Annotated in this window: 25 protein-coding genes; 8 read left to right on the top strand and 17 right to left on the bottom strand. The window is 56.0% G+C overall.

Going from position 1 to position 23465, the window contains the following annotated elements; genetic code table 11:
• Positions 1-113: 113 nt before the first annotated feature.
• Together ACFDSS_RS04710 and mutY are read right to left on the bottom strand one after the other, a co-directional pair.
• Positions 114-1256 (bottom strand): alkane 1-monooxygenase, encoded by a 1143-nt coding sequence (locus tag ACFDSS_RS04710; RefSeq protein WP_375254609.1) that lies wholly within the window; start codon positions 1254-1256, stop codon positions 114-116.
• Between the two features lie 52 nt (positions 1257-1308).
• On the bottom strand, positions 1309-2403 hold the full coding sequence (gene mutY, locus ACFDSS_RS04705) for an A/G-specific adenine glycosylase (protein ID WP_375254608.1): 1095 nt from the start codon (positions 2401-2403) through the stop codon (positions 1309-1311).
• Between the two features lie 26 nt (positions 2404-2429).
• Here mutY and ACFDSS_RS04700 point away from each other — a divergent pair, with 26 nt between their 5' ends.
• From ACFDSS_RS04700 to ACFDSS_RS04690, 3 genes are read left to right on the top strand one after another with little or no spacing between them, the layout of a single operon-like run.
• Positions 2430-2942: a DUF721 domain-containing protein gene (locus ACFDSS_RS04700; RefSeq protein ID WP_375254607.1), complete on the top strand. Its 513-nt coding sequence runs from the start codon at positions 2430-2432 to the stop codon at positions 2940-2942.
• Positions 2943-2950: 8 nt separating this feature from the next.
• On the top strand, positions 2951-3616 hold the full coding sequence (locus ACFDSS_RS04695) for a DsbA family protein (RefSeq protein WP_375254606.1): 666 nt from the start codon (positions 2951-2953) through the stop codon (positions 3614-3616).
• 27 nt (positions 3617-3643) lie between these two features.
• On the top strand, positions 3644-4768 hold the full coding sequence (locus ACFDSS_RS04690; protein WP_375254605.1) for a CaiB/BaiF CoA transferase family protein: 1125 nt from the start codon (positions 3644-3646) through the stop codon (positions 4766-4768).
• On the opposite strand, the gene lpxK is transcribed toward ACFDSS_RS04690, so the two are convergent.
• From lpxK to ACFDSS_RS04660, 6 genes are all read right to left on the bottom strand, one after another.
• Positions 4757-5743 carry a tetraacyldisaccharide 4'-kinase gene (gene lpxK, locus ACFDSS_RS04685; protein ID WP_375254604.1) on the bottom strand — a complete coding sequence of 329 codons (987 nt, stop codon included), beginning with the start codon at positions 5741-5743 and terminating at the stop codon, positions 4757-4759. The genes ACFDSS_RS04690 and lpxK overlap by 12 nt on opposite strands.
• Positions 5743-6939 (bottom strand): 3-deoxy-D-manno-octulosonic acid transferase, encoded by a 1197-nt coding sequence (locus tag ACFDSS_RS04680; protein WP_375254603.1) that lies wholly within the window; start codon positions 6937-6939, stop codon positions 5743-5745. The genes lpxK and ACFDSS_RS04680 overlap by 1 nt, the downstream gene beginning before the upstream one ends.
• Positions 6940-6960: 21 nt before the next feature.
• The gene (locus tag ACFDSS_RS04675) at positions 6961-7206 is read right to left on the bottom strand and encodes a DUF4170 domain-containing protein (protein WP_375254602.1); all 246 of its coding nucleotides are present in this window, start codon (positions 7204-7206) and stop codon (positions 6961-6963) included.
• Between the two features lie 36 nt (positions 7207-7242).
• On the bottom strand, positions 7243-8034 hold the full coding sequence (locus ACFDSS_RS04670; protein ID WP_375254601.1) for a 3'(2'),5'-bisphosphate nucleotidase CysQ: 792 nt from the start codon (positions 8032-8034) through the stop codon (positions 7243-7245).
• The gene (locus ACFDSS_RS04665; RefSeq protein WP_375254600.1) at positions 8021-9367 is read right to left on the bottom strand and encodes a TldD/PmbA family protein; all 1347 of its coding nucleotides are present in this window, start codon (positions 9365-9367) and stop codon (positions 8021-8023) included. The genes ACFDSS_RS04670 and ACFDSS_RS04665 overlap by 14 nt, the downstream gene beginning before the upstream one ends.
• Before the next feature lie 118 nt (positions 9368-9485).
• On the bottom strand, positions 9486-10988 hold the full coding sequence (locus ACFDSS_RS04660; protein ID WP_375254599.1) for a DUF2125 domain-containing protein: 1503 nt from the start codon (positions 10986-10988) through the stop codon (positions 9486-9488).
• Positions 10989-11113: 125 nt separating this feature from the next.
• Here ACFDSS_RS04660 and ACFDSS_RS04655 point away from each other — a divergent pair, with 125 nt between their 5' ends.
• From ACFDSS_RS04655 to ACFDSS_RS04645, 3 genes are all read left to right on the top strand, one after another.
• Entirely contained in the window at positions 11114-11863 is a 750-nt protein-coding gene (locus tag ACFDSS_RS04655) for an SDR family oxidoreductase (protein WP_375254618.1), read from the top strand.
• Complete coding sequence (locus ACFDSS_RS04650) at positions 11860-12468, top strand: enoyl-CoA hydratase/isomerase family protein (protein WP_375254598.1); 609 nt, start codon at positions 11860-11862, stop codon at positions 12466-12468. The genes ACFDSS_RS04655 and ACFDSS_RS04650 overlap by 4 nt, the downstream gene beginning before the upstream one ends.
• A 124-nt stretch (positions 12469-12592) precedes the next feature.
• Complete coding sequence (locus tag ACFDSS_RS04645) at positions 12593-13738, top strand: TIGR03862 family flavoprotein (protein WP_375254597.1); 1146 nt, start codon at positions 12593-12595, stop codon at positions 13736-13738.
• On the opposite strand, the gene holA is transcribed toward ACFDSS_RS04645, so the two are convergent.
• The 4 genes from holA to ACFDSS_RS04625 all read right to left on the bottom strand — a co-directional run bounded on the left by holA (position 13735) and on the right by ACFDSS_RS04625 (position 19064).
• The gene (holA, locus tag ACFDSS_RS04640; protein WP_375254596.1) at positions 13735-14757 is read right to left on the bottom strand and encodes a DNA polymerase III subunit delta; all 1023 of its coding nucleotides are present in this window, start codon (positions 14755-14757) and stop codon (positions 13735-13737) included. The genes ACFDSS_RS04645 and holA overlap by 4 nt on opposite strands.
• A complete protein-coding gene (lptE, locus tag ACFDSS_RS04635) occupies positions 14754-15227 on the bottom strand; it encodes an LPS assembly lipoprotein LptE (protein ID WP_375254595.1) in 474 nt (157 codons plus the stop codon). Before lptE ends, holA begins: the two co-directional genes overlap by 4 nt.
• Positions 15217-17760: a leucine--tRNA ligase gene (gene leuS, locus ACFDSS_RS04630; protein ID WP_375254594.1), complete on the bottom strand. Its 2544-nt coding sequence runs from the start codon at positions 17758-17760 to the stop codon at positions 15217-15219. Before leuS ends, lptE begins: the two co-directional genes overlap by 11 nt.
• 179 nt (positions 17761-17939) lie before the next feature.
• Entirely contained in the window at positions 17940-19064 is a 1125-nt protein-coding gene (locus ACFDSS_RS04625) for a porin (RefSeq protein WP_375254617.1), read from the bottom strand.
• 120 nt (positions 19065-19184) lie between these two features.
• On the opposite strand from ACFDSS_RS04625, the gene ACFDSS_RS04620 reads away from it, so the two are divergent.
• A complete protein-coding gene (locus ACFDSS_RS04620; protein ID WP_375254593.1) occupies positions 19185-20147 on the top strand; it encodes a tyrosine-type recombinase/integrase in 963 nt (320 codons plus the stop codon).
• A gap of 163 nt (positions 20148-20310) precedes the next feature.
• Here ACFDSS_RS04620 and ACFDSS_RS04615 read toward each other — a convergent pair whose 3' ends face one another.
• The 4 genes from ACFDSS_RS04615 to ACFDSS_RS04600 all read right to left on the bottom strand — a co-directional run bounded on the left by ACFDSS_RS04615 (position 20311) and on the right by ACFDSS_RS04600 (position 21907).
• Positions 20311-20679: a hypothetical protein gene (locus ACFDSS_RS04615; protein ID WP_375254592.1), complete on the bottom strand. Its 369-nt coding sequence runs from the start codon at positions 20677-20679 to the stop codon at positions 20311-20313.
• Positions 20680-20722: 43 nt separating this feature from the next.
• Complete coding sequence (locus tag ACFDSS_RS04610; protein WP_375254591.1) at positions 20723-21106, bottom strand: hypothetical protein; 384 nt, start codon at positions 21104-21106, stop codon at positions 20723-20725.
• A gap of 77 nt (positions 21107-21183) precedes the next feature.
• Positions 21184-21492: a hypothetical protein gene (locus ACFDSS_RS04605; protein WP_375254590.1), complete on the bottom strand. Its 309-nt coding sequence runs from the start codon at positions 21490-21492 to the stop codon at positions 21184-21186.
• Between the two features lie 106 nt (positions 21493-21598).
• Positions 21599-21907: a DUF6626 family protein gene (locus ACFDSS_RS04600; protein WP_375254589.1), complete on the bottom strand. Its 309-nt coding sequence runs from the start codon at positions 21905-21907 to the stop codon at positions 21599-21601.
• Positions 21908-22627: 720 nt separating this feature from the next.
• On the opposite strand from ACFDSS_RS04600, the gene ACFDSS_RS04595 reads away from it, so the two are divergent.
• On the top strand, positions 22628-23194 hold the full coding sequence (locus ACFDSS_RS04595; protein ID WP_375254588.1) for a tyrosine-type recombinase/integrase: 567 nt from the start codon (positions 22628-22630) through the stop codon (positions 23192-23194).
• A gap of 9 nt (positions 23195-23203) precedes the next feature.
• Here ACFDSS_RS04595 and ACFDSS_RS04590 read toward each other — a convergent pair whose 3' ends face one another.
• Positions 23204-23344 (bottom strand): hypothetical protein, encoded by a 141-nt coding sequence (locus tag ACFDSS_RS04590; protein WP_375254587.1) that lies wholly within the window; start codon positions 23342-23344, stop codon positions 23204-23206.
• Positions 23345-23465 lie beyond the last annotated feature (121 nt).

Raw genomic sequence — 23465 nt, 5'->3', positions numbered from 1 at the left:
ATACCGCCGGTGCCTGCGGCCAGCCGTTCCATGCGGGATGGTCAGCGTGCACTAACTTTATCCCCGCCATCGTGAGTGATGGCGGGGTTTTTTATGCCATCCGGATCGACGTTTTACTTCGGCACCGGATTGCGCGCCCGCTTGTAAGGCGTCCAATCCTTGATCTCAGGATAATGCAGCTTGCGCCATGTTCTGACCCGCGGGTGCATCACTTTTCTCCAAGGAGACGGAAGCAGGGCGAGCATGATCATCAGCGGATAGCCATAGGGGAGCTGCGGTGCTGTCTCTTCATCATAGGTTTGCAGCAGCGGAAACCGCCTGTTGGGTTTATAGTGATGGTCCGAGTGCCTTTGCAGGTTGAGCAATAGCCAATTCGAGGCCCGTTGCGTTGCATTCCATGAATGATGCGGCTGGACGTTCTCGTATTTGCCATCGCCAAGATGCTTGCGGGTCAGGCCGTAGTGTTCAACGTAGTTGACCAGCTCCAACTGGAACACCGCCCAGAATGCCTGCACGCTGAACAGGAACACCCCCCACCAACCTCCGATCAGCGCGGCCAGCAGCACAAAGCCTGCCTGTAGCGTCAGATACCGCCAAAACGGGTTGGATGCGTGGTGCCACGGCAGGCCCTTGCGTGCCAGCATGGATTTTTCGGCATTGAATGATGAAATCAACGATTGGATCAAAACGCGCGGAAAGAACCGATAGAAGCTTTCGCCATAACGCGCGGTGACCGGATCTGCCGGGGTGCCGACATGGCGGTGATGCACCAACAGATGTTCTGAACGGAAGTGCGCGTAGAGAACCGAGGCAAGCAAAGCGTCGGCAAACCACCGTTCCAACTTCGATTGCTGATGCATCAGCTCATGCGCGTAATTGACCCCGATGGTGCCTGAAGAAATACCCAGTACCGCAAAAAGCCCCCATTGTTCCCAGCGGTTCAAGTGGCCTGTCGATATCACATATCCCAATACCCCAAAGATCGAGATCATTTGCAGCGGCGGCCAGACAAGTGTGATCGCCTTATACCAAAACAACTGAGCTTGCGGGGTTTCGGCGTCGGGGTTGTCGTTTTGCTGGCCAAGCGCAAAATCCATGATCGACGACAGATGCCACGCCAGAATGGGCAGCAGCAAGATCAGCCATCCGCCGTAAATCGCCGCGACCACCGACAGAGGGATCACGCCCAATGACAGCGCAAACGGCAAGGCTGTCGTGAGGCCCCCAATGCGCGATGATGTCGATGTTGCTGTCATGGTTGTCGTTTCATTTGCTCATTTTGCAGCCTAGTCCGCCGCGCCTGCCGCATCAATCAAGGCTTAGTGTCGCGGCGGCCAAATCAAACACCTTCCGCATCGCTGTGGGCAATGCGCTTGGGCTAAAATCTGTGGCCGACAGGAACACACCACGCGCTGGCGCGACCCTATGATTGACGGTTGCGGTCATAATTTTCAGGCGCAGGTGGAAATGCGTGAATGTGTGTCGTGCCTCCGTTGCAAGTTCGGACCAATCGGCCTGCAATGGCGGATCGTGCTGCGGGTTCTCACCCCACTCGCTCCCCGGCCAGCCCAACATTCCGCCCAGCAACCCGCTTTCGGGGCGCGTTTCAAGCAACCAGGCGCCGTCGCTGCGCCTGACGACATAGGCGATGCCAAACCGCGTTGGCGTTTTCTTCTTCGGCGTTTTTCTGGGTAGCTCGGGGGCCGTGCCAACAGCACGGGCTTTGCAGGGTGACCGCCACGGGCAGATGCCACAGGCGGGGTTGCGCGGCGTGCAAATCGTGGCACCCAAATCCATAACCGCTTGGGCGTAGTCTCCGGGGCGGCTTTGTGGGGTAAGGTCTTTTGCCAATGCTGTCAGTTTTGCCTTTGCGCCGGGCAGGGGCGCGTGGATGTCATGGAGACGGGCCATAACGCGTTCCACATTGCCATCAACGACCGTCTCTGGCCGATCAAACGCGATTGCGGCGACGGCCGCCGCTGTATAAGGGCCAATGCCCGGCAAATCCAGCAAGGCATCAAAGGTGTCGGGAAACACGCCATCGTAATCTGCCACAACCGCGCGGGCGCATTTCAGCAGATTGCGCGCGCGGGCATAGTATCCAAGTCCGGCCCAAGCGGCCATCACATCGGCATCATCTGCCGCCGCGAGGTCCTTTACGGTTGGCCAAAGCGACAGAAACTTCCGATGGTAGCCACGCACGGCAGCGACGGTTGTTTGTTGCAACATGACCTCTGACATCCAGACCGCGTATGGGTCAGGTAAAACGCCGGCCGTGCGCGCGGCAGGCGGCACACGCCACGGCATGTCACGGGCATGGACATCATACCAATCCAATAGGTCACGGCTTGGGTCACGCAATGTTTTTTTACCTGTCGTCTTGTGCGCTCTGACTTGGCGCATCCTCCATCTTAGAGTAGGGCTTAGATATGAAACAGCCACGGCCTTCCAGCACCACGCGCGGATTTTCTCGGGCGGCGACTTTGATGCAGCCCCGCATCCGCAAAGCGAGCGAGGATCGCGGCTTTGCTGTCACCCGTCTGTTGACCCACTGGACAGAGGTCGTGGGCGAGGCAACGGCCAGGATCGCAACCCCAGTGAACGTGAGCTATGGCAAAGGCGGCATGGGGGCGACATTGACTTTGCTGACCACCGGCGCACAGGCCCCGATGTTGGAAATGCAAAAGGAACAAATCCGCGAAAAGGTGAATGCCTGCTACGGCTACCGCGCCATTTCGCGGGTGCGTGTGACGCAAACGGCGCCAACCGGATTTTCAGACGGGCGGGTTGAATTTGCACCTGCGCTCACAAAAAAGAAAAAACCTTCAGAGGCGGTGCAAATCGCTGCAAGCGATCTATCTGAAGGCGTGGAAAGTGATGACTTGCGTGCGGCTCTTGCTGCGCTGGGCGCAAATGTCATTCACAAACAGAACTCGAAATAGAGGTAGACATGGAACGTAGAACTCTTTTGACCACTGGCGGCAGTGCTTTGGTGGCCTTGGGCGCCGGTTGGACGCTGACACGGCCTGATCCGCAAACGGGGCTCTTTCCCGGTGCCGCATTTGCGCAATCTGCCGATGGCGGCTTGCCGGAAGTTGTCGAAATGGCTCTTGGCGATCCCGATGCGCCGATCGAGTTGATCGAATACGCCTCTTTCACGTGCCCGTTTTGCGCGGATTTCCATGCAAATCAGTTTAAGTTGCTCAAAACGAATTACATCGACACCGGGCGCATCCGTTTCATCTACCGCGAGGTCTATTTTGATCGCCCTGGCTTATGGGCTTCAATGATTGCCCGATGCAGCGACGATATTGATTTCTTCTTTGCCTTCACGGACCTGCTTTATGCCCAGCAGCGTGAATGGCTCGCGTCTGGGGATCCTGCGGGAATTGTCGAAGACTTGCGCCGTTTGGCGAAAACCGCGGGTCTGGATGATGGGGCACTGGATGCCTGCCTGAGTGATGCACCCAAGGCAGAGGCGCTTTTTGGATGGTATCAACAAAATTCTCAGAACGATAACGTGTCGGGAACACCGTCTTTCCTGATTGACGGAGAGAATTATTCAAACATGCCGTATGATGAATTTGCCGCCATTTTGGATGGGAAGCTGGGCTAGGTCCGGTCCGCGACAGGAATACATCAGATGCAACCTCTTGCGGGTTTGAAAGTCATTGAACTGGCACGGGTCCTTGCGGGCCCGCTTGCCGGTCAGACACTTGCCGATCTTGGCGCAGAAGTCATCAAGGTTGAAAGTGTGCAAGGCGATGATACCCGCCAATGGGGTCCGCCCTATATCACCCAAGACGGCGAAAAGACCGCCGCATATTTCCACAGTTGCAATCGCGGGAAGAAGTCTGTGGTGGTCGATCTGCGCACATCCGAGGGGCAGGCGCAGGTCCGCCAGTTGGTCGCGGATGCTGACATCCTGATCGAGAATTTCAAGGTTGGTGGATTGGCCAAATACGGGTTGGATTATGCCAGTCTTTCACAACTGAACCCGCGTCTGATTTATTGCTCGATCACCGGATTTGGCCAAACCGGGCCTTATGCCAAGCGCGCGGGCTATGACTATATTATCCAAGGGATGTCGGGCTTGATGTCAGTGACGGGTGACCCGTCCGGCCAGCCGCAAAAGGTGGGCATTGCGGTTACCGACATCTTCACGGGTATTTATGCCTGTACCGGCATTCTCGCGGCCGTGTATCAGCGGCAGACAACAGGAAAGGGGCAACATATTGATATGGCCCTGATGGATGTTGCCACGGCTGTGATGACCAATCAGGCGATGAATTACCTTGCCACCGGAAACCCGCCTCAACGCCTGGGCAATGCCCATCCGAATATCGTGCCTTATCAGGTATTTGACTGCGCTGACGGGCATATCATCGTGGCCAGCGGAAACGACGGACAGTTTCACCAGTTCTGTGCGCTTCTGGACGCGCCGGAGCTGGGTAACCATCCCGATTATGCCACCAATGCATCAAGGCTCGCCAACCGCGCCGCTTTGAATGCAGAGCTGTCCGCGCAAACCGCAAAATGGACGAAGGCCGACCTGTTGGCTGCTTGCGAAGCCCACGGCGTTCCCGCCGGGCCGATCAATGATATGGCAGAGACATTCGCGGACCCGCAGGTCGTCCATCGCGGAATGCGTGTTGATTTGGACGGCGTGCCCTCTGTGCGGTTGCCGATCATGTTTTCAGATGCTGAAACGACGGCCAAGACCGCATCTCCCAAATTGGGGCAGGATCAGGATATGCTAAAGCCCTAGTTGATCCAATGCCGCGTCGAGCGGTGCCCAGTCCACCAGTTGTAGTCGTACCGGCAGCGTCAGCACTTTCGTTCGAAATCTTTCGGGCAGGCGCACCGCGTCCTTTTCCGTTGTCACAAGCTGCGCGCGCTGGGCCTTTGCCTCGCTCTCAAGCCGTTTCATCAACGTATCGGTAAGCGGCTGGTGGTCGCCCAATGCCTGCACGCGGACCAATGTCGCGCCCATGTCGCGCAAAGTGATGAAAAATTTCTCCGGGTGCCCAATGCCTGCGAAGGCCAACAGTTTGAGATTGCGCCACGGCATTCCGGTCGACAGCGGCGCCAGATGGCCGACAAGATGCGGGACATCGAAGCGCCATTGACTGGCAAAACGATCCTGCTGGGGTGGTGGCCCGATCGACAGGACGAGGTCCGCGCGTTTCAAACCAGTCGCGACCGGCTCACGCAGGGGGCCGGCGGGCATCACCCGCCCATTACCAAAGCCACGCATCGCATCGACCACGACAATCGACATATCCTTGGTCACATCGGGGTTTTGAAAACCGTCATCCATCAAGATGACATCTGCGCCCGCGTCTTGTGCTGCCTGCACCCCGGCTGCGCGGTTCTTGGCCACCCAGGTTGGTGCAAATGCCGCAAGCAAAAGTGGCTCGTCGCCGGTTTGATCGGCTTTATGCTGGTGCTCATCGACCTGCACGGGGCCTTCAAGGCTGCCGCCGTACCCGCGCGAGACCACATGCGGGCGGTGCCCGCGTGCGATGAGCCGTTCGATCAGGGCGATGGTCGTGGGTGTCTTTCCCGTACCGCCCGCGTTGATATTGCCGACACAGATAACCGGAACTTCGGCGTCGATCTTGGGCTTCTGCCGCAAACGCCGCGCCGTCAATGCGGCCAAAATCGCTGAAAGCGGCGTCAGCATCCTTGCTGCGAAGCCGGGGCTGGCAGGCGGGGTGAACCAAAACAAAGGTGCGCGCATCAGATGACCAATTCTTCGAGGCGCAATTCAATATAGGTTGCGATCCTATTCGTCACATTGGCGCCGCGTGACGTGACATCCCATGCGCGATGGGCAAGCTCTGCGGTCTTGTCGGCGGCCAACAAACCCTCGATCGCAGGGCCGAGATCTGTGTTGGCGCGGATCAGACGCGACGCGTCATTCGCATTCAGGCGGGCCGCATGACGTTGAAACGGTGCCACATGGGGCCCATAGACCACGGCTGAGCCCAAGGCTGTCGCTTCAAACGGATCACGGCATTTTCCACCGTGGAGGGTGCCACCCAAGTAGGTAATGGGGGCAATCCGGTACCAAAGTCCCAATTCTTCGTCGGTATCGACGATATAGATCTGCGTCACATCCGCCGGGTCCGGTTGCTGAGAGCGCAGAGCCACCAGAAACCCTGCCTGACGCATGTTTTCAGCCATCTCAAACGCGGTTTTTGGCTCACTTGGGACAACGATCAAGAGCAAACGATGGGTCTTGCGACTTGCGAGGTCATGCGCACGGCACAGATCCAGCCACTCATGGGGATGGGCTGCGGCAGCAAGCCAGACTGGCCGTGTTCCGATGGCCTGTGACAGTTCGCGACGCTCATCGTCATTGTAGGGCAGCGGTGGGGCGTTATCCTCCATCGCGCCTGCGATCACGATCAGCTCAGGCGGCGTGCCTGCCCGTGCCAGTTTTTCCGCTGCGTGCGCATCCAATGCAAAGACCGCTTCAAATTGTGTCAGGACAGACCGCAGCGCACCCGGCACCCAATGTCCGGTAACAGCGCGAAGGCCCTCGCCGTTGGCATCGACCAGAATGCTCTGGAGGTTCACACGCCGCATTTCATCCAGCAGAAGTGCATCAAGCCCGCCCTTGAGCCAAACGCACATTGCCGGACGCCAATGTTCCAGGAAGGCACGAAATGCCAGCCGCCCACGCGGCTCAGGCAGCGCTCGATCAGCGTATTCCGGCTCCCAATGCGACAGTGTCGCCACAATATGCACCAGGTCACCGTCAGCGGTTAATCTGCGCGCAAGGTTATCCATTGCGGCAAGCTGATCGGGATTGCTGCAACGCGCCCAGATGATCGCACCCTCCGGGCGCGGGGGTTGCGGGGCGAAGTCATCTTGCGCGTCCACGGCCCCCAACTGGGTGAGATAGGCAGCGATGGACAATGAACGGGCCATATTCAGGCAATCCTATAAGGGTTAATTGCCCAATTCTTCGGTCGCTGAGGCTGCGGCTTCTTCGTCGCGCAAACGGTGAATATGCGCGATGTAGTAGCGCATGTGCGCATTGTCGACGGTCCGCTGAGCGGCAGCTTTCCACGCATTATATGCGGTCTCATAGTCGGGGAACATGCCCACAATATCGATGGCGTCAACATCTTTGAAGGCGTTCTTGCTGGGGTCAATCAACTCCCCGCCGAAGACGAGATGCAAGCGTTGTGTCATGGGAAAACCTTTGTACGTGCTACGGTTGGTGCCAGTCTAGGGGTTTGCGTTCCATGGCTCAAGCCGTGTGGTCAGGGCGCGGTGCAAATCCGGGCCAGAGGCCACAACGCCCGGCACCTGCGGATGCGGGTTGTTGAACCGCAGCGGCGCGGCCTTTTGGTCGGTCACGGTCCCGCCTGCCTCTTGCACGATCAGCGCACCGGCGGCAATGTCCCATTCCCAACTGGGGCGCAGGGTCAGCATCCCGTCGAATGCGCCTTGCGCCACAAGGCAGAGACGATAAGCCAAGGAGGACCGAAAAGCGCGTTTTGCTTCTGGAACGGTGCCATTTTTCCAAAGTTGCGGGTCATAATTCGGCTTGGACGCCAGAATGGTCGCGGTTGTCATATGCGCGGAGGTGACGGAAATCGATCGGCCATTCAGCGTCGCACCTTCGCCAATGGCCGCGGCAAACATCATCCCGTGCATCGGCAGGTGAACCGCAGCAGCGACGGCTACGCCGTTTTCCACGACAGCCAGCGCGTGCGCCCAGTCTTTGCTGCCGTTGATGAAGGCCCGTGTGCCGTCAATCGGGTCGATTACGAACTGCCGCTTTGTTGTCAGGCGTGCGCTGCTGTCCTCGGTTTCTTCCGACAGCCATCCATAGCCCGGGCGCGCGGCAGGCAGGATTGCTTCCAGCCTTGCGTTCACCGCCAGGTCGGCCTCTGTCACAGGGCCGGCCCCGCCGGGTTTGTCCGTGATGCAGGGGTCATTTTGAAAGAAGCTGCGGGCGATATCGCCAGCTTGCTCAGCGGCATCTATCAAGAGCGCAAGATCAGTCTCCGGCAAGCGTCAGCCCCTCAACGAGCAGTGAAGGCACAACCCGCGAAAGATGCCTGCGCCCATCATTTGCCGGAATGATCGTCTTGAGCATATCGCGCAAATTACCGGCAACTGTGCATTCATTGACCGGATGGGTGATTTCGCCGTTTTCAATCCAGAAGCCCGCGGCCCCGCGAGAATAGTCACCGGTATTGGGGTTGATCGTGGACCCGATCATGGAGGTGATGAGCAAACCCGTGCCCATTTCTGCAATCAGATCAGCGCGCGATTTTTCACCTTGGGTGAGTGCCACATTTGTCAGGCTCGGGGACGGCGGCGCACCTGTTCCGCGCGCGGCATTAGCCGTGCTTTGCATCCCCAATTGCCGCGCTGTGGCCAAATCGAGGGTCCAGCCCGTCAATACGCCATCATCGACGATAGCGCGCTTTTGTGTCGGCAATCCTTCAGCATCGAAAAGCCGTGATCCGGTTACGCGGGCGCGGTGCGGGTCTTCGATAACAGTCAGACCGCTGGGCAAAACCTGCTGCCCGATCGCATCGCGCAGCCAGCTTGAGCCGCGCGCGATCATCATGCCGTTGGTGGCCTGCAAAAGGCTGCCTATCAAGGTGCTGGCGACCCTTTCGTCAAACAACACCGGATAGGCGCCGGTCTTTGGTTTTCTGGCACCGGAACGCGCAACCGCGCGCTCTGCCGCAATGCGCCCGATCTCTTCTGCGTCGCGCAAATCGGCCTGAAACACGCGGCTGTCGTAATCGTAATCCCGTTCCATTCCGGCGCCAGTCCCGCTAATCGCCACACAGGAAATCCCCCGGTCACTGCGTGCGTATCCTGCGGAGAACCCGTTGCTGGCGGCCAGATGAACGCGGCGACGGCCATAGCCTGCGGATGCGGACTGAACTTGCGCGATGCCGTCAACGCGCATGGCTGCGGCTTCTGCGCGCATCGCGTCATCCTGCAACGCGGCAGGGTCGGGTTCATCGCTCGGATCAAAAAGTTCAAGTTTTTCTGTAGCGGTCCGTGTGGTCAGTTGCGCGGGGTCGGCAAGGCCCGCATGGGGATCTTCTGGCGCTTCCTTCGCCATTGCGACCGCACGCTCGGCCATCTGGGACAGGGTCGCGGGCTTCGTGTCAGAGGATGAAACGCAAGCCTGACGTTGCCCCACAAAGACCCGCAAGCCAATGTCGACCCCTTCAGAGCGTTCTGCCTGTTCCAATGCGCCTGCGCGCACCGTGATCGACTGCGATGTGCCGTCAACGGCAATCGCATCAGCGGCATCAGCACCCGCAGCCCGTGCAGCGGCGAGGATTTGTTCGGACAGGTCGGAAAGAGATTGGGTCATCAAGTATCCTTTGCTTGTCTTTGGACCTAGTGCGCAGTGGTGCTGCCCGCAAGGTCGCACGCGCCAATGAAAAAGGGCGCAGATGTCACCATCCGCGCCCCATTCATCATTTGCAGGTCTAGCGGATGCGGTTGCCGTTTACATTGACCTGACCGTTTGGGGTCACTTCAACGTCAATCGCCATCTGATCGTCACCTGTTGCGCGTCCGAACATCCCCATCATCATGCGCGGCCCCATAACCTGATCTTCGGGCACCAGCCCCATGGCGACAAGATTGTCGAATAGCTTGTTGATCCCTGTGATTTCAAATGTCGCATCCCCTTCCGGGCGTGGCAGCGGTGCAAATGTCTGCATGTCACTGTTATCGAAGTCGAACGCGCCTGAACCGGTAAACAGCGCACCGGCCGCCTTGATCTGGATGTTGTCCAGCGTCAGCGATGACAGCTCAAACGGGACGTCAGCGCGCATCATGTCCTCTGCCGTCGCAGGATTGAGCATGTCAAACAAGGCCCGCGCCTTGCCGCTGAGTGCGATTTGCAGTGTTGCGGGGTCACGCGGCAGGATGTTGCCTGGATCAAACAGGTTCCACAGGTCGTTGCCGACCACCAGATCAATCACGTCGAACTTGAAACCAAAATCGGCCGGTTTTTCGGTTACGCCCAAAGGCATGCGGAAGCCGGAGCCGTATTCAGACATCGTCATTGTGATTGGCATTGGGAACCCGCTGGTCGTCAGGTTCACGTCCATATCACGTGTCGAGGCGTTATAGGCCACCGTCTTTTCATTCAGCTCGCCAGTGAAAGTGACCGATCCGGTGCTGACGGATCCGGATGTCTGATCGCCAGCTGAGTTGACGTCAAAAACATAGGCGGCATCGTCGATCACATAGCCTCCGGCAATTGAAAAGCCGTCTGCGAACATCATTTCGGGGTTCTCAAGGTCGGTTTCAAGCGGCGCTGTCACTTCGCTTTGGCTGCGCATGTTATTCACTTTCGCGGCAGCGGTGATGTATTCGCCGTTGCCACCGGGGATCTGAAAATCAACCAGAACATCAATCACTCCGATGCTGCTATTGGCCGAAATCTCGCGCATTTCGCCCTTGGCAACGGTGTAATTGGCGGACATGTCAGTTGCCGTAATCTTGGCGTCCCCGGTGATGGTGACATCGCCATCGACCGCATCCTGAAACGCAATCTGATAGCTGTCCGCGCTCACGTCGTATTCCATCAATTCGGGCGAGCCGCTGACAATCATTTCCAGATTTGTCTGGGTCGCCAGAATTGTCATGTCGACGCCGTCATCGCCCGATATTGTCAGCGGGATGGTATCAGCCAAGGTGATCCTCACAGAACCGTCAGCCAATTCGTTGAAATTGATGTCGCCGATCACGGTTTCGATCAAGACCCCGTCTTCCGCCAAGGTCAGCCTGATATCGCGCACAGTTACTGTGCCGCTTGATGTTTCTTCCGCGCCGATGCTGATCTGATCGTCGCCATATTGGGTCAACTGTGATTTCCAGTCTTCCCAGACTTCGGCAGCGGTCAGTTCAGCATGTGCGGCGGTGCCCATCAGCAATGCTGCTGTACAAACTGCGCTACGAAGCCCGGTTGAATATGTCATCTTGTCCCTTTCGGTATACATCTTTCGGACACGCGCCGCGACGTCTATGGTCTTGGCGTCGTGATTACTGTTGACAGATAACTAGCCCCCCATCGGCGGCTGCGAAAGGGAGAAGCGTGAAAAACATGACTATGGGCGGAAAAACTGTGCTTATCACCGGTGCCAGCCGTGGAATCGGCGAAGCTGCCGCACGCGCTTTTGCGCAAAAAGGGGCCAATGTTGCATTGGTTGCGCGCAGCGAGACCGAGATCGCGAATATCGCGGGCGAGATAGGCGCGCGCGCCATATCAATTCCTTGTGACGTGTCCGATTATGGACAGGTGCAGGCGGCCATTGCGAAAACAATCACGTCTTTCGGCCAGCTTGATGTGCTGATTAACAATGCCGGTGTCGTTGACCCGATCGGGCACTTGCAAGACACTGATCCCGTTGCGTGGGGCAAGACGATTGATATAAACCTCAAAGGCGTCATGTACGGCCTGCACGCCGCAATGCCCGGCATGATCGCACAGGGCGGTGGAACGATCATCAATATCTCTTCAGGGGCAGCACATGGGCCTGTCGAAGGCTGGTCGGCCTATTGCAGCTCCAAAGCGGGGGTCTACATGCTGACGCGCGCTGCCGACAAGGAGGCACGAGACAAGGGTCTGCGGATCATGGGCCTGTCGCCGGGAACTGTTGCCACGCAGATGCAACGTGAGATCAAGGCCTCCGGTGTCAATCCGGTCAGCCAGTTGGATTGGTCGGTGCATATCCCGCCCGAATGGCCCGCGCAGACGCTCTTGTGGATGTGTACTGCAGAGGCGGATGCCTATCTGGGCGGCGATGTCAGCCTGCGCGAAGACGACATTCGCGCGAAGGTTGGTCTCATATGATCCGGCACAGGCAAGACGGGGAACATTGGACCGTTATAATAGACAGACCGGATAAAGCAGGTGCGCTGACCCGTCAGATGCTGGTTGAACTGTCCGATATTGCTGAGGCAGCGCACGGCGCAAAGCTCTTTGTCCTGACGGGCACAGGCTCCGTATTCAGCGCAGGCGCTGATCTTGATGCGGCGCGCGCGGGCCTTGCGACTGATCCGGTGTGGGAGCGTCTTTCGGGCGCAATTGCCGCGCAAACGGGTCTTAGTATCGCGGTATTGAACGGGACCGTGGCCGGTGGCGCATTCGGGATGGTGCTTGCCTGTGATCTGCGGATCGCAGTGCCCTCTGCCAATTTCTTCTATCCTGTGATGAAACGCGGATTTCTGCCGCAACCTTCCGATCCGGCACGGCTGACGCGCCTTATTGGGCCGGGGCGTGCGAAGGCAATTCTCATGGCAGGGCAGAAGATCGACGCAGAAATCGCCTTGCAGTGGGGATTGATCGACCAAATCGCCGAAGCGGATGATCTTGAGGCAGGCGTGGCATCATTGGCGCAGGATGCGCTTTCAGCAGATATAAGCCATATATCCGCGATCAAACGCATGATTGGCTAGACTTGTGGACTGCTTGCTGACACGGCATGTTTGCTAAAACGAACAGGAGCGGCGCCGCGATGGAGCTTGCAACTTTGCTGGATCAGACGCGCGACGTATTCGGGCATGACCGGCTGTTTCCCACGTGAGCGATGTCGTTGTCATTGGCGCTGGACCGGCCGGGCTGATGGCCGCTGAACAGATGGCAAAGGCCGGGCTATCGGTTCTTATTGTCGATGCGATGCCTTCGGTCGGTCGGAAATTCTTGATGGCGGGCAAGTCAGGTTTGAATATTACCAAGGTTGAGGATGATTTCGCGTCAACCTTCCATCCCCCGATAACCAGCGCTATTGCGGCGTTTGGTCCACAAGCGGTCATGGATTGGGCAAAGGGGCTTGGTCAGCCGTTGTTCACCGGTTCCACGGGCCGCGTGTTTCCGACCGTGATGAAAGCATCCCCGCTACTACGCGCGTGGTTGGCAAGGCTCACTGATCTGGGGGTCGAGATGCGCACGCGGTGGCGCTGGGAAGGGTGGGACGACGACGCGCTGCGCTTCACAACGCCGGAAGGATCGAGAACCTTGACGCCCAAAGCCACGGTGTTGGCGCTGGGCGGTGCAAGTTGGGCAAGGCTTGGCTCAGACGGGGCGTGGGCCGGTTATTTGCAGGGCGAAACTGCCCCCTTTGCACCCGCCAATGTGGGATTTGGTGTTGCGTGGTCCGACTACATGAAGCCGCATCTGGGCCAACCTGTGAAGGCGATTTCACTGACAGCAGGCGATTTGTACACGCGTGGCGAATTCGTAATCTCAGAGCGCGGCATTGAGGGCGGCGGTATTTACATGGTCTCGCAGGCCATGCGCGACGGCGCGCCATTGTTCGTTGATCTGGCGCCCGATTGGTCGCTTGAGCGGGTGCGCGAAGCCTTGGCAAAGCCGCGCGGCAAAATGAGTCTCTCTAATCATCTGCGCAAGGTGCTGCGGTTTGACCCACTGCGCATGGCGCTCTTGTCGGAGTTCGGGCGGCCCTTTCCTGATGACCTTGCCGCACGCATCAAATCTTTGCCCGTTCGTCACACTGGCCCACGCCCGATAGATGAGGCGATTTCAACAGCGGGTGGTGTCCGGTTCGATGCGCTGACCGATGACTTGATGTTGAAAAACCGACCGGGTGTGTTTTGTGCTGGCGAAATGCTTGATTGGGAAGCGCCAACGGGGGGCTATCTCATTACAGGGTGCCTCTCGACGGGTCTGAAAGCTGGGCGGGCCGCGGCCCGATTTGCGCAGGGCTAGCGGTGCGCCATCATGGTCAGTCGTATCAGTGTGCGCTCAAGCAATGCCGCAGGCGGTGCGGTATTGGCTGATCGCAACTGAAGGTCCACATCCGTGAGCGCGGTCAACGCCAGTTCAAGCCTGTCGCGCCCCCAACGGCTGGCCTGTCCGACGATTTTGTCACGGCGTGGCCCAAAAACGGGTGGGCGCAAACGACCGACCCCTGCCGCTGGTCCGCCCGGATCAGACGCAACAACATGCAACCGCCGAAAATGGCGCATCGCCCCGATGCAGAGTGTCACAGGTGTGACGCCTTGTGCGGCCAGGTTGCTCATCAGCGGTGCGAGTTTCTCAAATTGCCCTGTGGCGACGACCTCAAGAATATCGTCCACATCGACTTCGGCAGATTGCGGTGCATTCGCCGTGATATCTGTGATGCTCAGTGGCGCATCATCGCCGCGTTTGTAAAGGCTGACTTTTTCGAGTGTTTGCCTGAAATCACCGGGTTCGAGCGTATTGGCCAATCCCATCAGCGCGTCCATGACGTCACGCCCTGGCGCGGGGATGTTTGCGGCAGCAAGGGCCAGTTCCACGTCCGCAATTGTGGGGGGGTCATCATATAGACCAATCGCAACCGCATTGCGGTGCCCTTCAACCACTTTGCGCAGGGCAGATTTGGCGGTGAGCTGACCTGCGGTAATTACCACCTGCGCATCGCCCGGCTGCCAGTCGGACAGCGCGGCATCGATGACTTTGGAAAGACCATCGGAGGCGTCCTCGACAAAGGCAACACGGTGCCCGGGGAAAAACCCCTGCGCCTTGATTGCATCGTCCAACATGGCGGGGTCTTTGCGCAGATCAGTGGCATTCATTCGGGTCAGGCGCATTTCTTCTTCACCTTGCGCGCCCACCAACGCAAGGATCACCTGCTGGCGTTTATCGGCAACCCGCATCGGGTCCGCGCCAAAGATCAACAGGGCCGTATGTGTCGGATCAGGCTTGCGAAAGTAATTGGTTGCGGCACCGCCTGTCAGTTTCATGACAGGGCGACCAAAACGCGGGTAACGATCAGATCAGCCAGGATCACAGCAAGCCGGTCGCCTGCATCATCCCGCGCCGTCTGCGTCGCAACGGTGGACCCGGTTGCGGCGTAGCTTGTGAAACTTTGCACCTCACCCGTTGCGGCTTGGGTTCCTGCTGCAATATCAATCAAGGACCAAGTCGCAGTCCCGATGATATTCAGCCGGGATGTGTCGCCTTCCTCTGTGATTGCGGCGGCGCGCTGAGAGGTCCTGATCGTTGTTTTTATCACGTATTTTGGCGACTGCGCAGCACCGAGCCTTTCGGCCAGGCGGCCGGCAAGCCGAAAGCCGATCACAGTCTTGTCTGCCTCAAAAGAAAACGCACCGCGCTGGACTGTCCCGGAACCGTAGATGGGCGTAAAACCACACCCTGCCAGACCAAAAAGGCCCAGCAGCAAGACGCGGCGCGAGAGGCGATCAGATGACAATATTCACAATCCTGCCGGGGACAACGATCAGTTTCTTGGGCGCATGGCCCGCAAGTGCAGTCTGAACGACCTCAAGCGCCAAGGCAATTTCTGTGACGTTTTCCTTGCTTACGTCCGCCGCAACCTGAATTTCAGCGCGCCGCTTGCCGTTGATCTGGATCGGCATCGTTACAGTGTCTTCGAGCAGCATGGCTTCATTTGCGATCGGCCAAGGTGCGTTGGCGATAAGGCCATCGCCGCCCAACATACCCCAGATTTCTTCGGACAAATGCGGTGTCATCGGGGACATGAGTTGTGCCAGAATCTGCATTGCCTGACGCTTGGCCGTACCGCCTGCTTTCGACTTGGCCAAGACATTGGTAAATGCGTAAAGCTTTGCAATTGCTGCGTTAAATCCAAATGTTTCGACGCCCATCGTCACATCATGGATTGCCTTATGCATTGCGCGCAGCAAGTCTTCGTCGCCGGTACCGGCACTGTCACCCATGCTTGCGATTTCTGACGCAACACGATGCACACGGTTGAGATGCCTGAACGTCGCTTCAGCGCCAGAGGCGGTCCATTCCACGTCACGTTCGGGTGGGCTATCGGACAGCACGAACCAACGGGCCGTATCCGCGCCGTATTTGGCCAGAATATCGTCAGGGTCCACGACGTTTTTCTTGGATTTCGACATCTTCGCTGACGGAATAATCTCAACCTCGCTCCCGTCCGCCAACCTCCCATCAGTCACATCTTCGGGCAAGTGATAGACCGGGCGGCCTTTCCCGTCGCGTGTCTGGTAGATCTCATGGGTCACCATGCCTTGCGTGAAAAGCGCGTCAAACGGCTCTTTTGCGGAGGCAGGCAAATGGCCGGTCATATGCATCGCGCGGGCAAAGAAACGACTGTAGAGCAGGTGCAGGATCGCGTGTTCAATGCCGCCGATATATTGGTCTACGTTCATCCAATAGGCGGCATCATCCATGCTGGTCGGCGTATCGGCATTTGGTGCAGTGAAGCGCGCGAAATACCACGACGAATCGACAAAGGTATCCATCGTATCGGTTTCACGTTGGGCGGGTTTGCCGCAAGACGGGCACGCACAATCGCGCCATGTCGGGTGACGGTCGAGCGGATTACCGGGCGTGTCGAAGCTGACGTCATAGGGCAGCTCAATCGGTAAATTCTCTTTCTTTTCTGGGACAACACCGCAGTCATCGCAATGTACAACCGGGATCGGGCAGCCCCAATAGCGTTGGCGGGACAGGCCCCAATCGCGCAGACGGTATTTCGTTACGCCTTCGCCGATGCCGCTTTCCTCGCAAAAGGCGATTGCGGTGGCGATGCCTTCGTCGCCTGTTTGCTCTGTCGCGCCTGCAAAGCCACGAATGTAGATCACCTTTTCGGATTTTGGCGGCACGTATGCGTCACCACCATCCTCCGGAAGTGTGATGCTTTCATCGCCTGCGGGTGCATATGTGCTGATGACGGGCAGCCCGTATTTGCGCGCGAAATCAAGGTCGCGCTGGTCATGGGCTGGGCAACCAAAGATCGCGCCTGTACCGTAATCCATCAAAATGAAGTTCGCGATATAGACGGGCAGGTCATCGTGGCCTGCCAGCGGATGTTTGACGCGCAGTCCGGTGTCATACCCTAGCTTATCCGCCTTTTCGATGGCTTCGGCGGTGGTGCCACCTTTGCGGCATTCAGCGCAGAATGCAGCGACGGCGTCGTCGTTGTCTTCCAGCTCCTTGGCCAAGGGATGATCGGGTGAGATGCCAATGAAAGAGGCCCCCATCAGCGTGTCGGGGCGTGTTGTATACACCTCAATCTCGCCGCCATCGGTGCGGGTGAAGGCAAATTGCAAACCGCGCGATTTGCCGATCCAGTTGGCTTGCATCAGTTTGACCTTGGCGGGCCAGTTATCAAGGCTATCGATGGCGGTCAGCAACTCCTCGGAATAGTCGCTGATTTTAAAGAACCACTGCACCAGTTCGCGGCGTTCGACCTCCGCGCCAGAGCGCCAGCCCTTGCCGTCGATGACCTGCTCATTCGCCAGAACGGTCATATCGACAGGATCCCAGTTCACGACGGCTTTCTTGCGGTAAATCAGACCTTTAGACAGAAAATCAATGAACAGTGCCTGCTGTTGACCGTAGTACTCCGGATCGCATGTCGCGAATTCGCGGGACCAGTCAATCGACAGACCCAAGGGCTTCATCTGCGCACGCATGTCGGCGATGTTTTGATATGTCCAGTCTTTCGGGTGACCGCCGGACGCCATCGCTGCGTTCTCTGCCGGCATCCCGAAGGCATCCCAGCCCATCGGGTGCAGCACGTTATGACCCGTCGCCAGCTTATAGCGCGCGATCACGTCGCCCATCGTGTAGTTGCGCACATGGCCCATGTGGATGCGGCCTGACGGGTAGGGGAACATCTCAAGCACGTAATACTTTGGCTTGTCCGCACTGCGCGTTGCTTTGAAGGTCTGGGCCTGCGCCCATGCATCTTGCCATTTACCTTCGGTCGCGGCGGGGGAGTATATGGTCATGCTTTTGGGTCTTTCCGAAATGCGAAACGCCGGACGCGTCAGGTCCAACGGTATTCATAATAGGGTGCAGGGCGGATGGCTATAGGCGACTGAGGGCAATGAGCGGCCAAGTTGGACCCGCACAAAAGAAAAGAGCGACGCCGAAGCGCCGCTCTCTCTATTAGGGTCTTCTGCTTCGATTAGAAGGAGAAGGATACGCCTACAAATGCGTCTTCTGTGTAGTTCACACCAGCTTCCAGCGAAGCGTTGTCAGACAGTGCGTAAGAACCGGTAACTTCCCAGTCTTCGCCTTCGTCTGTGGATGCAGATACTGTGATCGCGTCCATTGTGTAAGAACCGCTGATGCCCCACTGGTCGCCATCTTCGACGGAGTTCCAGCTTGCGCCAACTGTCAGGCCGGACATTGTGTAAGAACCGGAGATCTCAAACTCAGCATCTGCGTCTTGCTCAACTGCAAGAGCTTCGCTCTTGACTTTTGCGTTCAGGGAAACGCCAGCAACAGTTGCGGATGCGCCTACGTCATAGCCGCCTTCTTCGTCGACCGCAGCGTAAACTGTCGCGATGTCTGCAACCGGAGCAGTAACCTTAGCGGACCACTGAACGTCTGCATCAACTGGTGCAGTGTAGTTCAAGAAACCATCAGCGCCGAGATTAAGTGAAGTGTCGCCTGCAACTGTATCGATAGCCCAAGCTTCAGCAGCAGGAGCCGCGTCGGAATCTTCGTCGATGTCCATCACGAATTCAAACATGGCGACGCCAAAGTCGTTTTCGTACATGATGTCAGCAGAAGCGTCATCATCGTCATCAACAAGATGTGCGATGTCGTCAGGGTTGATTGTCAGCTTACCGTAAGCGCCTGCGTCAACAACAACATTGTCAAAGCCTACAGAACCAGACTGTGAACCGGAGCTGTCAAAAGTGTCGTCGTCTGCGAAGTCGTAACCGCGACCAGCGTCAACAGACACGGACGCAGACAATGTCACGCCGGAATCAGTTGCAACGGTACCTGTGAGCGTCGCGTTGACTTCTGCATATTCGTCGAAGTCACCAACTTCAACTTCTGCGGAGCCAGCAGCAGCAGCGGCTGTTGCGGCGTCAGCTGCGGCTTCTGCGTCAGTATCGCCGTCAACATTCACGAAGCCAGGCAGTGCGGCTGCGATTGTTGCGACTGGTACGCCATCAACTTCAGTGATGCCAGCAACGGCGTCTACACCGCCTTCGCGAGCAACACCAGCAGTCGCGGAGCCGGACCAAGTTAAAGAGATGTGACCTTCAGCAGCGGCTGCGCCTGCAAAGGCGACCAGTGCTGTGGTTGTGAGAAGTATCCACAGCGCAATGTCGGTGTCTTTTCCACTGCTGTACCATATATTCCGCTCGTCCTAGTGCGTCGCTGACTTTAGCACTGCAGTGAAGGAGAGATTGATATGAGATCATTTTCTAAGCTGTTTGGTCAGTCACAGGCGCCCGCTGCTGCAGCTACCAACCAGCCTGCAAAACTTACACTCGAGGCATTCTTTGACCTCAAGTATTACGCCTTTATTCAAGCCACCAAACGCAGAAGCAAGCATGATTTTTATCTGTTCAATAAGCATATTCGTCCTGTGCTGGGAGCAAAGCTGCTTAATGATATCAGCAGTGAAGATATTGATCATTGGATGCTGCACCAGATGGAAGTTGGATACAAATCTGGAACTGTCAACAAACACGCCTCCATGCTCAATCGTACTCTCAATATCGCAGTTCATTGGGGATACTTGGAGAAGAATGCTTTCAAAGGTGCAGCTATACGCAAGCTTCCCGTTGGCGACTATGTGCAACGCTTTTTAACACGCAATGAGATCAGTCAGCTGCTCAGCGCCTGCAAGCAAAGCACACACCCTTATCTGTATCTGTTCGTCAAGCTGCTGCTGCTTACTGGCGCACGTAAGAGCGAGCTGCGTCTTGCAAAATGGAAAGACATTGATGACGACAAAATGCAGCTGTTCGTTGCAATCAGCAAAAGTGGACGTAGCCGTAAGATTATGCTCAGTAATCAAGCTGTAAAGGTACTGGATAAAGTACGTCTGCGAACTGATGCATTGGGCTTGCCTACAACACGTGATGACTGGCTATTTCCAAATCCACGTACCCGCAAACCCTACACTAGCTTTCATCTTGCGTTCTTCGCTGCTCGCAAGCATGCCGGATTGAACACTGTGCGTGTACATGACTTGCGACATACATACGCCAGCTTGCTCATCAACAATGGCGCAAGCATCTATGAAGTGCAGCAGCTGCTTGGGCACTATCATATTTCAATGACAGAGCGTTATGCTCAGTTGTTCCCCAACACGCTCAAAGACCGCGTCAACATCATTGCCAGCACCATCGACATGGATGTTATTTAAACCCCGCCTCACTATGCCAGTCAGTCATGCTGTCAATGCTGCGTTGATTGCGCAAATCATTGGCATAACGGCGATAAAACGCACACACAGCTGTTGTTGTCGTTGATGTATAAACGTGAGCTAGAAGTGAGACTTGTGCTTGTAGCCGCAGTTGTCGTCGCTGCTAGTAGTCAGCTTTCAAGCTTAGGAACGCATGTAGTTCAGCAGAGCCAGTTTCTTCAAGCTCACTGTCTAGTTCGTTTTGAGATTTCAGTGATGCTTTCATTGCTGCCACGTCGTATTCTTCATCCCATCGACTAATCTTGCGTATGCTGACGTATGGCCTATCAGTTATTTCAGCATGATCAACTTCGTATGTGCCAGGCACAACGCCATACTGCCAACACGTTAACGCAGTGAGTTCCATGTCTGTTAGCTCACCTAAACGTTCACCAATCAGCTCTTTCAAACGCTCTAGCTGACGATCCAGCTTGCCTTGCGTTCCTGCTTTTGCATTCTCCATGCGTGCCGCTAGTGATCTGTATGTTTTCATAAGCTGGACCGCATTGTCATAAAGCGGACCAGTTTCTATGTGTTCATACATACGAACAACACGCCGTATCACTTTTTTTGCGACGTTCCTCTTCGTCAGCCCACTGTGCATCCTTGCTGCGTTCAATAACTGTACGCATCTTTTCAACAGCATTGCGTACGTCAGTGAGTGTGTTGTTCACGTATACAGCTGATCCATCCACTGTCTTCGAGCCTGCACGCATCACAACACGTCGCTGACCGTCAACACTTTGTGGAGCCCACCAATACTTGGAGCTGTTACCGTCAAGCTCTTGTTCTGTCTTATAAGTCGCCAACTCTTTGAGCATACGATCCGCTTGTCCAAGCAGCTTTGCACGCAGACTAGCATTCGCGCTACTTTGAGGCTCTAGTCCTTCTTCGCGCATCAAGTCTTGTAACCAATCCATTTCTCTATTCCTCTCTATTGCTTGTGCTTGAAAATGGTGTGCCAATCAGGCTCGTAGTCAATAGTACTGCTGCAGTATTATTCAGGTTTAACTGGCTTTAGAGGCTGCTTGGGGCTGTAATCCCGCACTTCTGGCTCTGTGCTTGGTGTAGTTGTTTGTGATATTGGTGCTGACTTCTGAGCTGGCTTGGGTTGGGGCACAGCAGCAATAGGCTTGCGTTGTATGGATTTGGGCTTGGGTTCGCGTCGCTTTTCAATGTCTTTCGCCTCATCCGCTATAACACCAGCCATCAACGCCAGTGCCTCAAGCCGCACTGCTTCTGCCTCTTGCTGCGTTATCCTGCGTATTGCGTTGAGTGCCTTTTGGATGTCTATGAGTGCAGTCATTTACACACACCATGCGTGTTAGGGGCTGCAAAATCACCACCCCAAAAGCGTAAGTACTTGGCTACCAGAAACTGCGCTGTAGATTTTATAGTGCGTAGAACCCCTTTCACAGCACTGCCATCCAGTGTTGTTGGCTTTGCGTGTTGATTTGTTGATGACAAGCGTTGCTCAAACTCACAAAGCGTTCGCCAAGCTGCTTATGTTCCGTTGTCGCAAGCATACGCTGTCCGTAGTGCTGCAGCTTGCTTGCGCATATAGCGATACTGCCCACGCTTGGTTGTACGCACTTGAAGCGCAATGTGCGCATATAGCACTCGCTACGTCCCAGCCAATCCTTGCTAAACTCGCTTTCACTGCGCACTGCATTGATGCTGTGCAGCAGCTTGTAGACATCGCTCAATACCGTTTTTGACATGATTTTTTCCTTTGTTGATAAATAACTGTAGATGCAAAACAGCTACCCACTGCGTTGTATTTATCTGTCTATAGCGCCCTACAAACGGCATTGAGTAAGCATATGAAGGTATGCGTGCAGAACTTGTCAGCGCAGAAGGTTTCACAGAGCCATTCATCGAGCAAAGCTACAACGGGCTCGTTAAATATTATGTATTGGAACAAGAAGAGAGGCTTTGAATATCAAAGCACCTTGTATGTATGCTGTTGGCGGCAATGTGCTAACAGTGTGTTGCGTTGGGAATAACTCCACGCACGTAAAGATAACAGCCCAACCCTATCTACCAGCTTAGCTGGTTGTGCGACATTGCTGACTGAGAAACTCACAGAAAGTCTTAAGTCAAAGAGAGGCGTACTGCCTCTCTATGACATCCAAATCTACAGAAAGTACCCAGTAATAATATCTAAGAAGAAATGATGCTGAGACTGTTGATACGCTGTAGCGAAGCGCAAGCGTTGAAACAGTGAAGCGATTGGTTAACAGCGTAGCTGTTGAACAACAAATCAAACAAACTTGCAGCAATGAACAGCCACAAAACAAATGTCATAGAATATGTATTGTCTGAGATGAATGCGTAAGTCATTGAGAACCAACATCTCTTAGTGCCAACATTGATTGGTTGCCCAAACCGAATATCAGACTTTAGCTTAGCTGTTAATGACACTGATATTTGAGGGCACAATGGCACAAGCAACAACACTCAATGATGCACAAATCAAACGTGCGCTGCGATACTGCCAAGCACGTCGTCATGTCACACGCGACACCACTATATTGCAGTTCAGCTTATACACTGGGTTACGAGCCAAAGAACTGGCTGCACTGCGTATTGGTGACGTGTATGATGCCGAAGGCGCAGTACGCTCACAGTTCACACTCGCCAAGTCTCAAACCAAAGGCAGTCGTACTCGCACTGTGTTCGTCAACAAGCAGCTTACTCAACAGCTGGCTCTATATCGCACTTGGCGCAGCAGTGTGGATCCAACTGCGCCGCTGTTTCGCAGTCAAAAGGGTGGGCATTTTAGTGCCAACACAATGTGTCAGCTGTTTCTCAACATCTTCCATGCGTGTGGACTGCAAGGTGCCAGCAGTCATAGCCCACGTCGAACCTTTATCACACGTTTGGCCAACAAAGGCATTGGTGTGCGAGTATTAGCTGCTCTAGCTGGGCATAGCTCAATAGCTGTTACGCAACGCTATATAGATGTAAACGACGAGCAGTTAGCCAATGCTGTAGAGCTGCTCTAAGCCCGAGCCTTAGTTCAGCATCCCACCCAAGCTACGCACATCAGTTGCCATGCCTTCAAGCACACTGCCTGTGCCATCCAACACGCCACGTGCCGTGCCACAGCCACCCAGTAGAATCAGCACACTGACTGCGAGAATCACACGCAGCATTGTTACTCAAACCGTTCAGCCACAGCTGCGTTCAGCTCAGCATCCTTGCTGTGTGCCGCTGCAACCACTTCATCCAACGTGCTGCCAATCTGCTCTAACTCGCCACAGCTGACTGTGAGCA

The sequence above is a fragment of the Yoonia sp. genome, from assembly GCF_042093035.1.
Lineage (GTDB): Bacteria > Pseudomonadota > Alphaproteobacteria > Rhodobacterales > Rhodobacteraceae > Yoonia.
Note: the sequence above shows the minus strand (reverse complement) of the source record. Positions and strands in the feature narration are given on the sequence as shown.

Excerpts from the sequence above, each read along its gene's own strand:
- ACFDSS_RS04710 (WP_375254609.1), bottom strand. The coding sequence starts at position 1,256 with ATGACAGCAACATCGACATCATCGCGCATTGGGGGCCTCACGACAGCC.
- mutY (WP_375254608.1), bottom strand. The coding sequence starts at position 2,403 with ATGCGCCAAGTCAGAGCGCACAAGACGACAGGTAAAAAAACATTGCGT.
- ACFDSS_RS04700 (WP_375254607.1), top strand. The coding sequence starts at position 2,430 with ATGAAACAGCCACGGCCTTCCAGCACCACGCGCGGATTTTCTCGGGCG.
- ACFDSS_RS04695 (WP_375254606.1), top strand. The coding sequence starts at position 2,951 with ATGGAACGTAGAACTCTTTTGACCACTGGCGGCAGTGCTTTGGTGGCC.
- ACFDSS_RS04690 (WP_375254605.1), top strand. The coding sequence starts at position 3,644 with ATGCAACCTCTTGCGGGTTTGAAAGTCATTGAACTGGCACGGGTCCTT.
- lpxK (WP_375254604.1), bottom strand. The coding sequence starts at position 5,743 with ATGCGCGCACCTTTGTTTTGGTTCACCCCGCCTGCCAGCCCCGGCTTC.
- ACFDSS_RS04680 (WP_375254603.1), bottom strand. The coding sequence starts at position 6,939 with ATGGCCCGTTCATTGTCCATCGCTGCCTATCTCACCCAGTTGGGGGCC.
- ACFDSS_RS04675 (WP_375254602.1), bottom strand. The coding sequence starts at position 7,206 with ATGACACAACGCTTGCATCTCGTCTTCGGCGGGGAGTTGATTGACCCC.
- ACFDSS_RS04665 (WP_375254600.1), bottom strand. The coding sequence starts at position 9,367 with ATGACCCAATCTCTTTCCGACCTGTCCGAACAAATCCTCGCCGCTGCA.
- ACFDSS_RS04660 (WP_375254599.1), bottom strand. The coding sequence starts at position 10,988 with ATGACATATTCAACCGGGCTTCGTAGCGCAGTTTGTACAGCAGCATTG.
- ACFDSS_RS04655 (WP_375254618.1), top strand. The coding sequence starts at position 11,114 with ATGACTATGGGCGGAAAAACTGTGCTTATCACCGGTGCCAGCCGTGGA.
- ACFDSS_RS04650 (WP_375254598.1), top strand. The coding sequence starts at position 11,860 with ATGATCCGGCACAGGCAAGACGGGGAACATTGGACCGTTATAATAGAC.
- holA (WP_375254596.1), bottom strand. The coding sequence starts at position 14,757 with ATGAAACTGACAGGCGGTGCCGCAACCAATTACTTTCGCAAGCCTGAT.
- leuS (WP_375254594.1), bottom strand. The coding sequence starts at position 17,760 with ATGACCATATACTCCCCCGCCGCGACCGAAGGTAAATGGCAAGATGCA.
- ACFDSS_RS04620 (WP_375254593.1), top strand. The coding sequence starts at position 19,185 with ATGAGATCATTTTCTAAGCTGTTTGGTCAGTCACAGGCGCCCGCTGCT.
- ACFDSS_RS04615 (WP_375254592.1), bottom strand. The coding sequence starts at position 20,679 with ATGAAAACATACAGATCACTAGCGGCACGCATGGAGAATGCAAAAGCA.
- ACFDSS_RS04610 (WP_375254591.1), bottom strand. The coding sequence starts at position 21,106 with ATGGATTGGTTACAAGACTTGATGCGCGAAGAAGGACTAGAGCCTCAA.
- ACFDSS_RS04605 (WP_375254590.1), bottom strand. The coding sequence starts at position 21,492 with ATGACTGCACTCATAGACATCCAAAAGGCACTCAACGCAATACGCAGG.
- ACFDSS_RS04600 (WP_375254589.1), bottom strand. The coding sequence starts at position 21,907 with ATGTCAAAAACGGTATTGAGCGATGTCTACAAGCTGCTGCACAGCATC.
- ACFDSS_RS04595 (WP_375254588.1), top strand. The coding sequence starts at position 22,628 with ATGGCACAAGCAACAACACTCAATGATGCACAAATCAAACGTGCGCTG.
- ACFDSS_RS04590 (WP_375254587.1), bottom strand. The coding sequence starts at position 23,344 with ATGCTGCGTGTGATTCTCGCAGTCAGTGTGCTGATTCTACTGGGTGGC.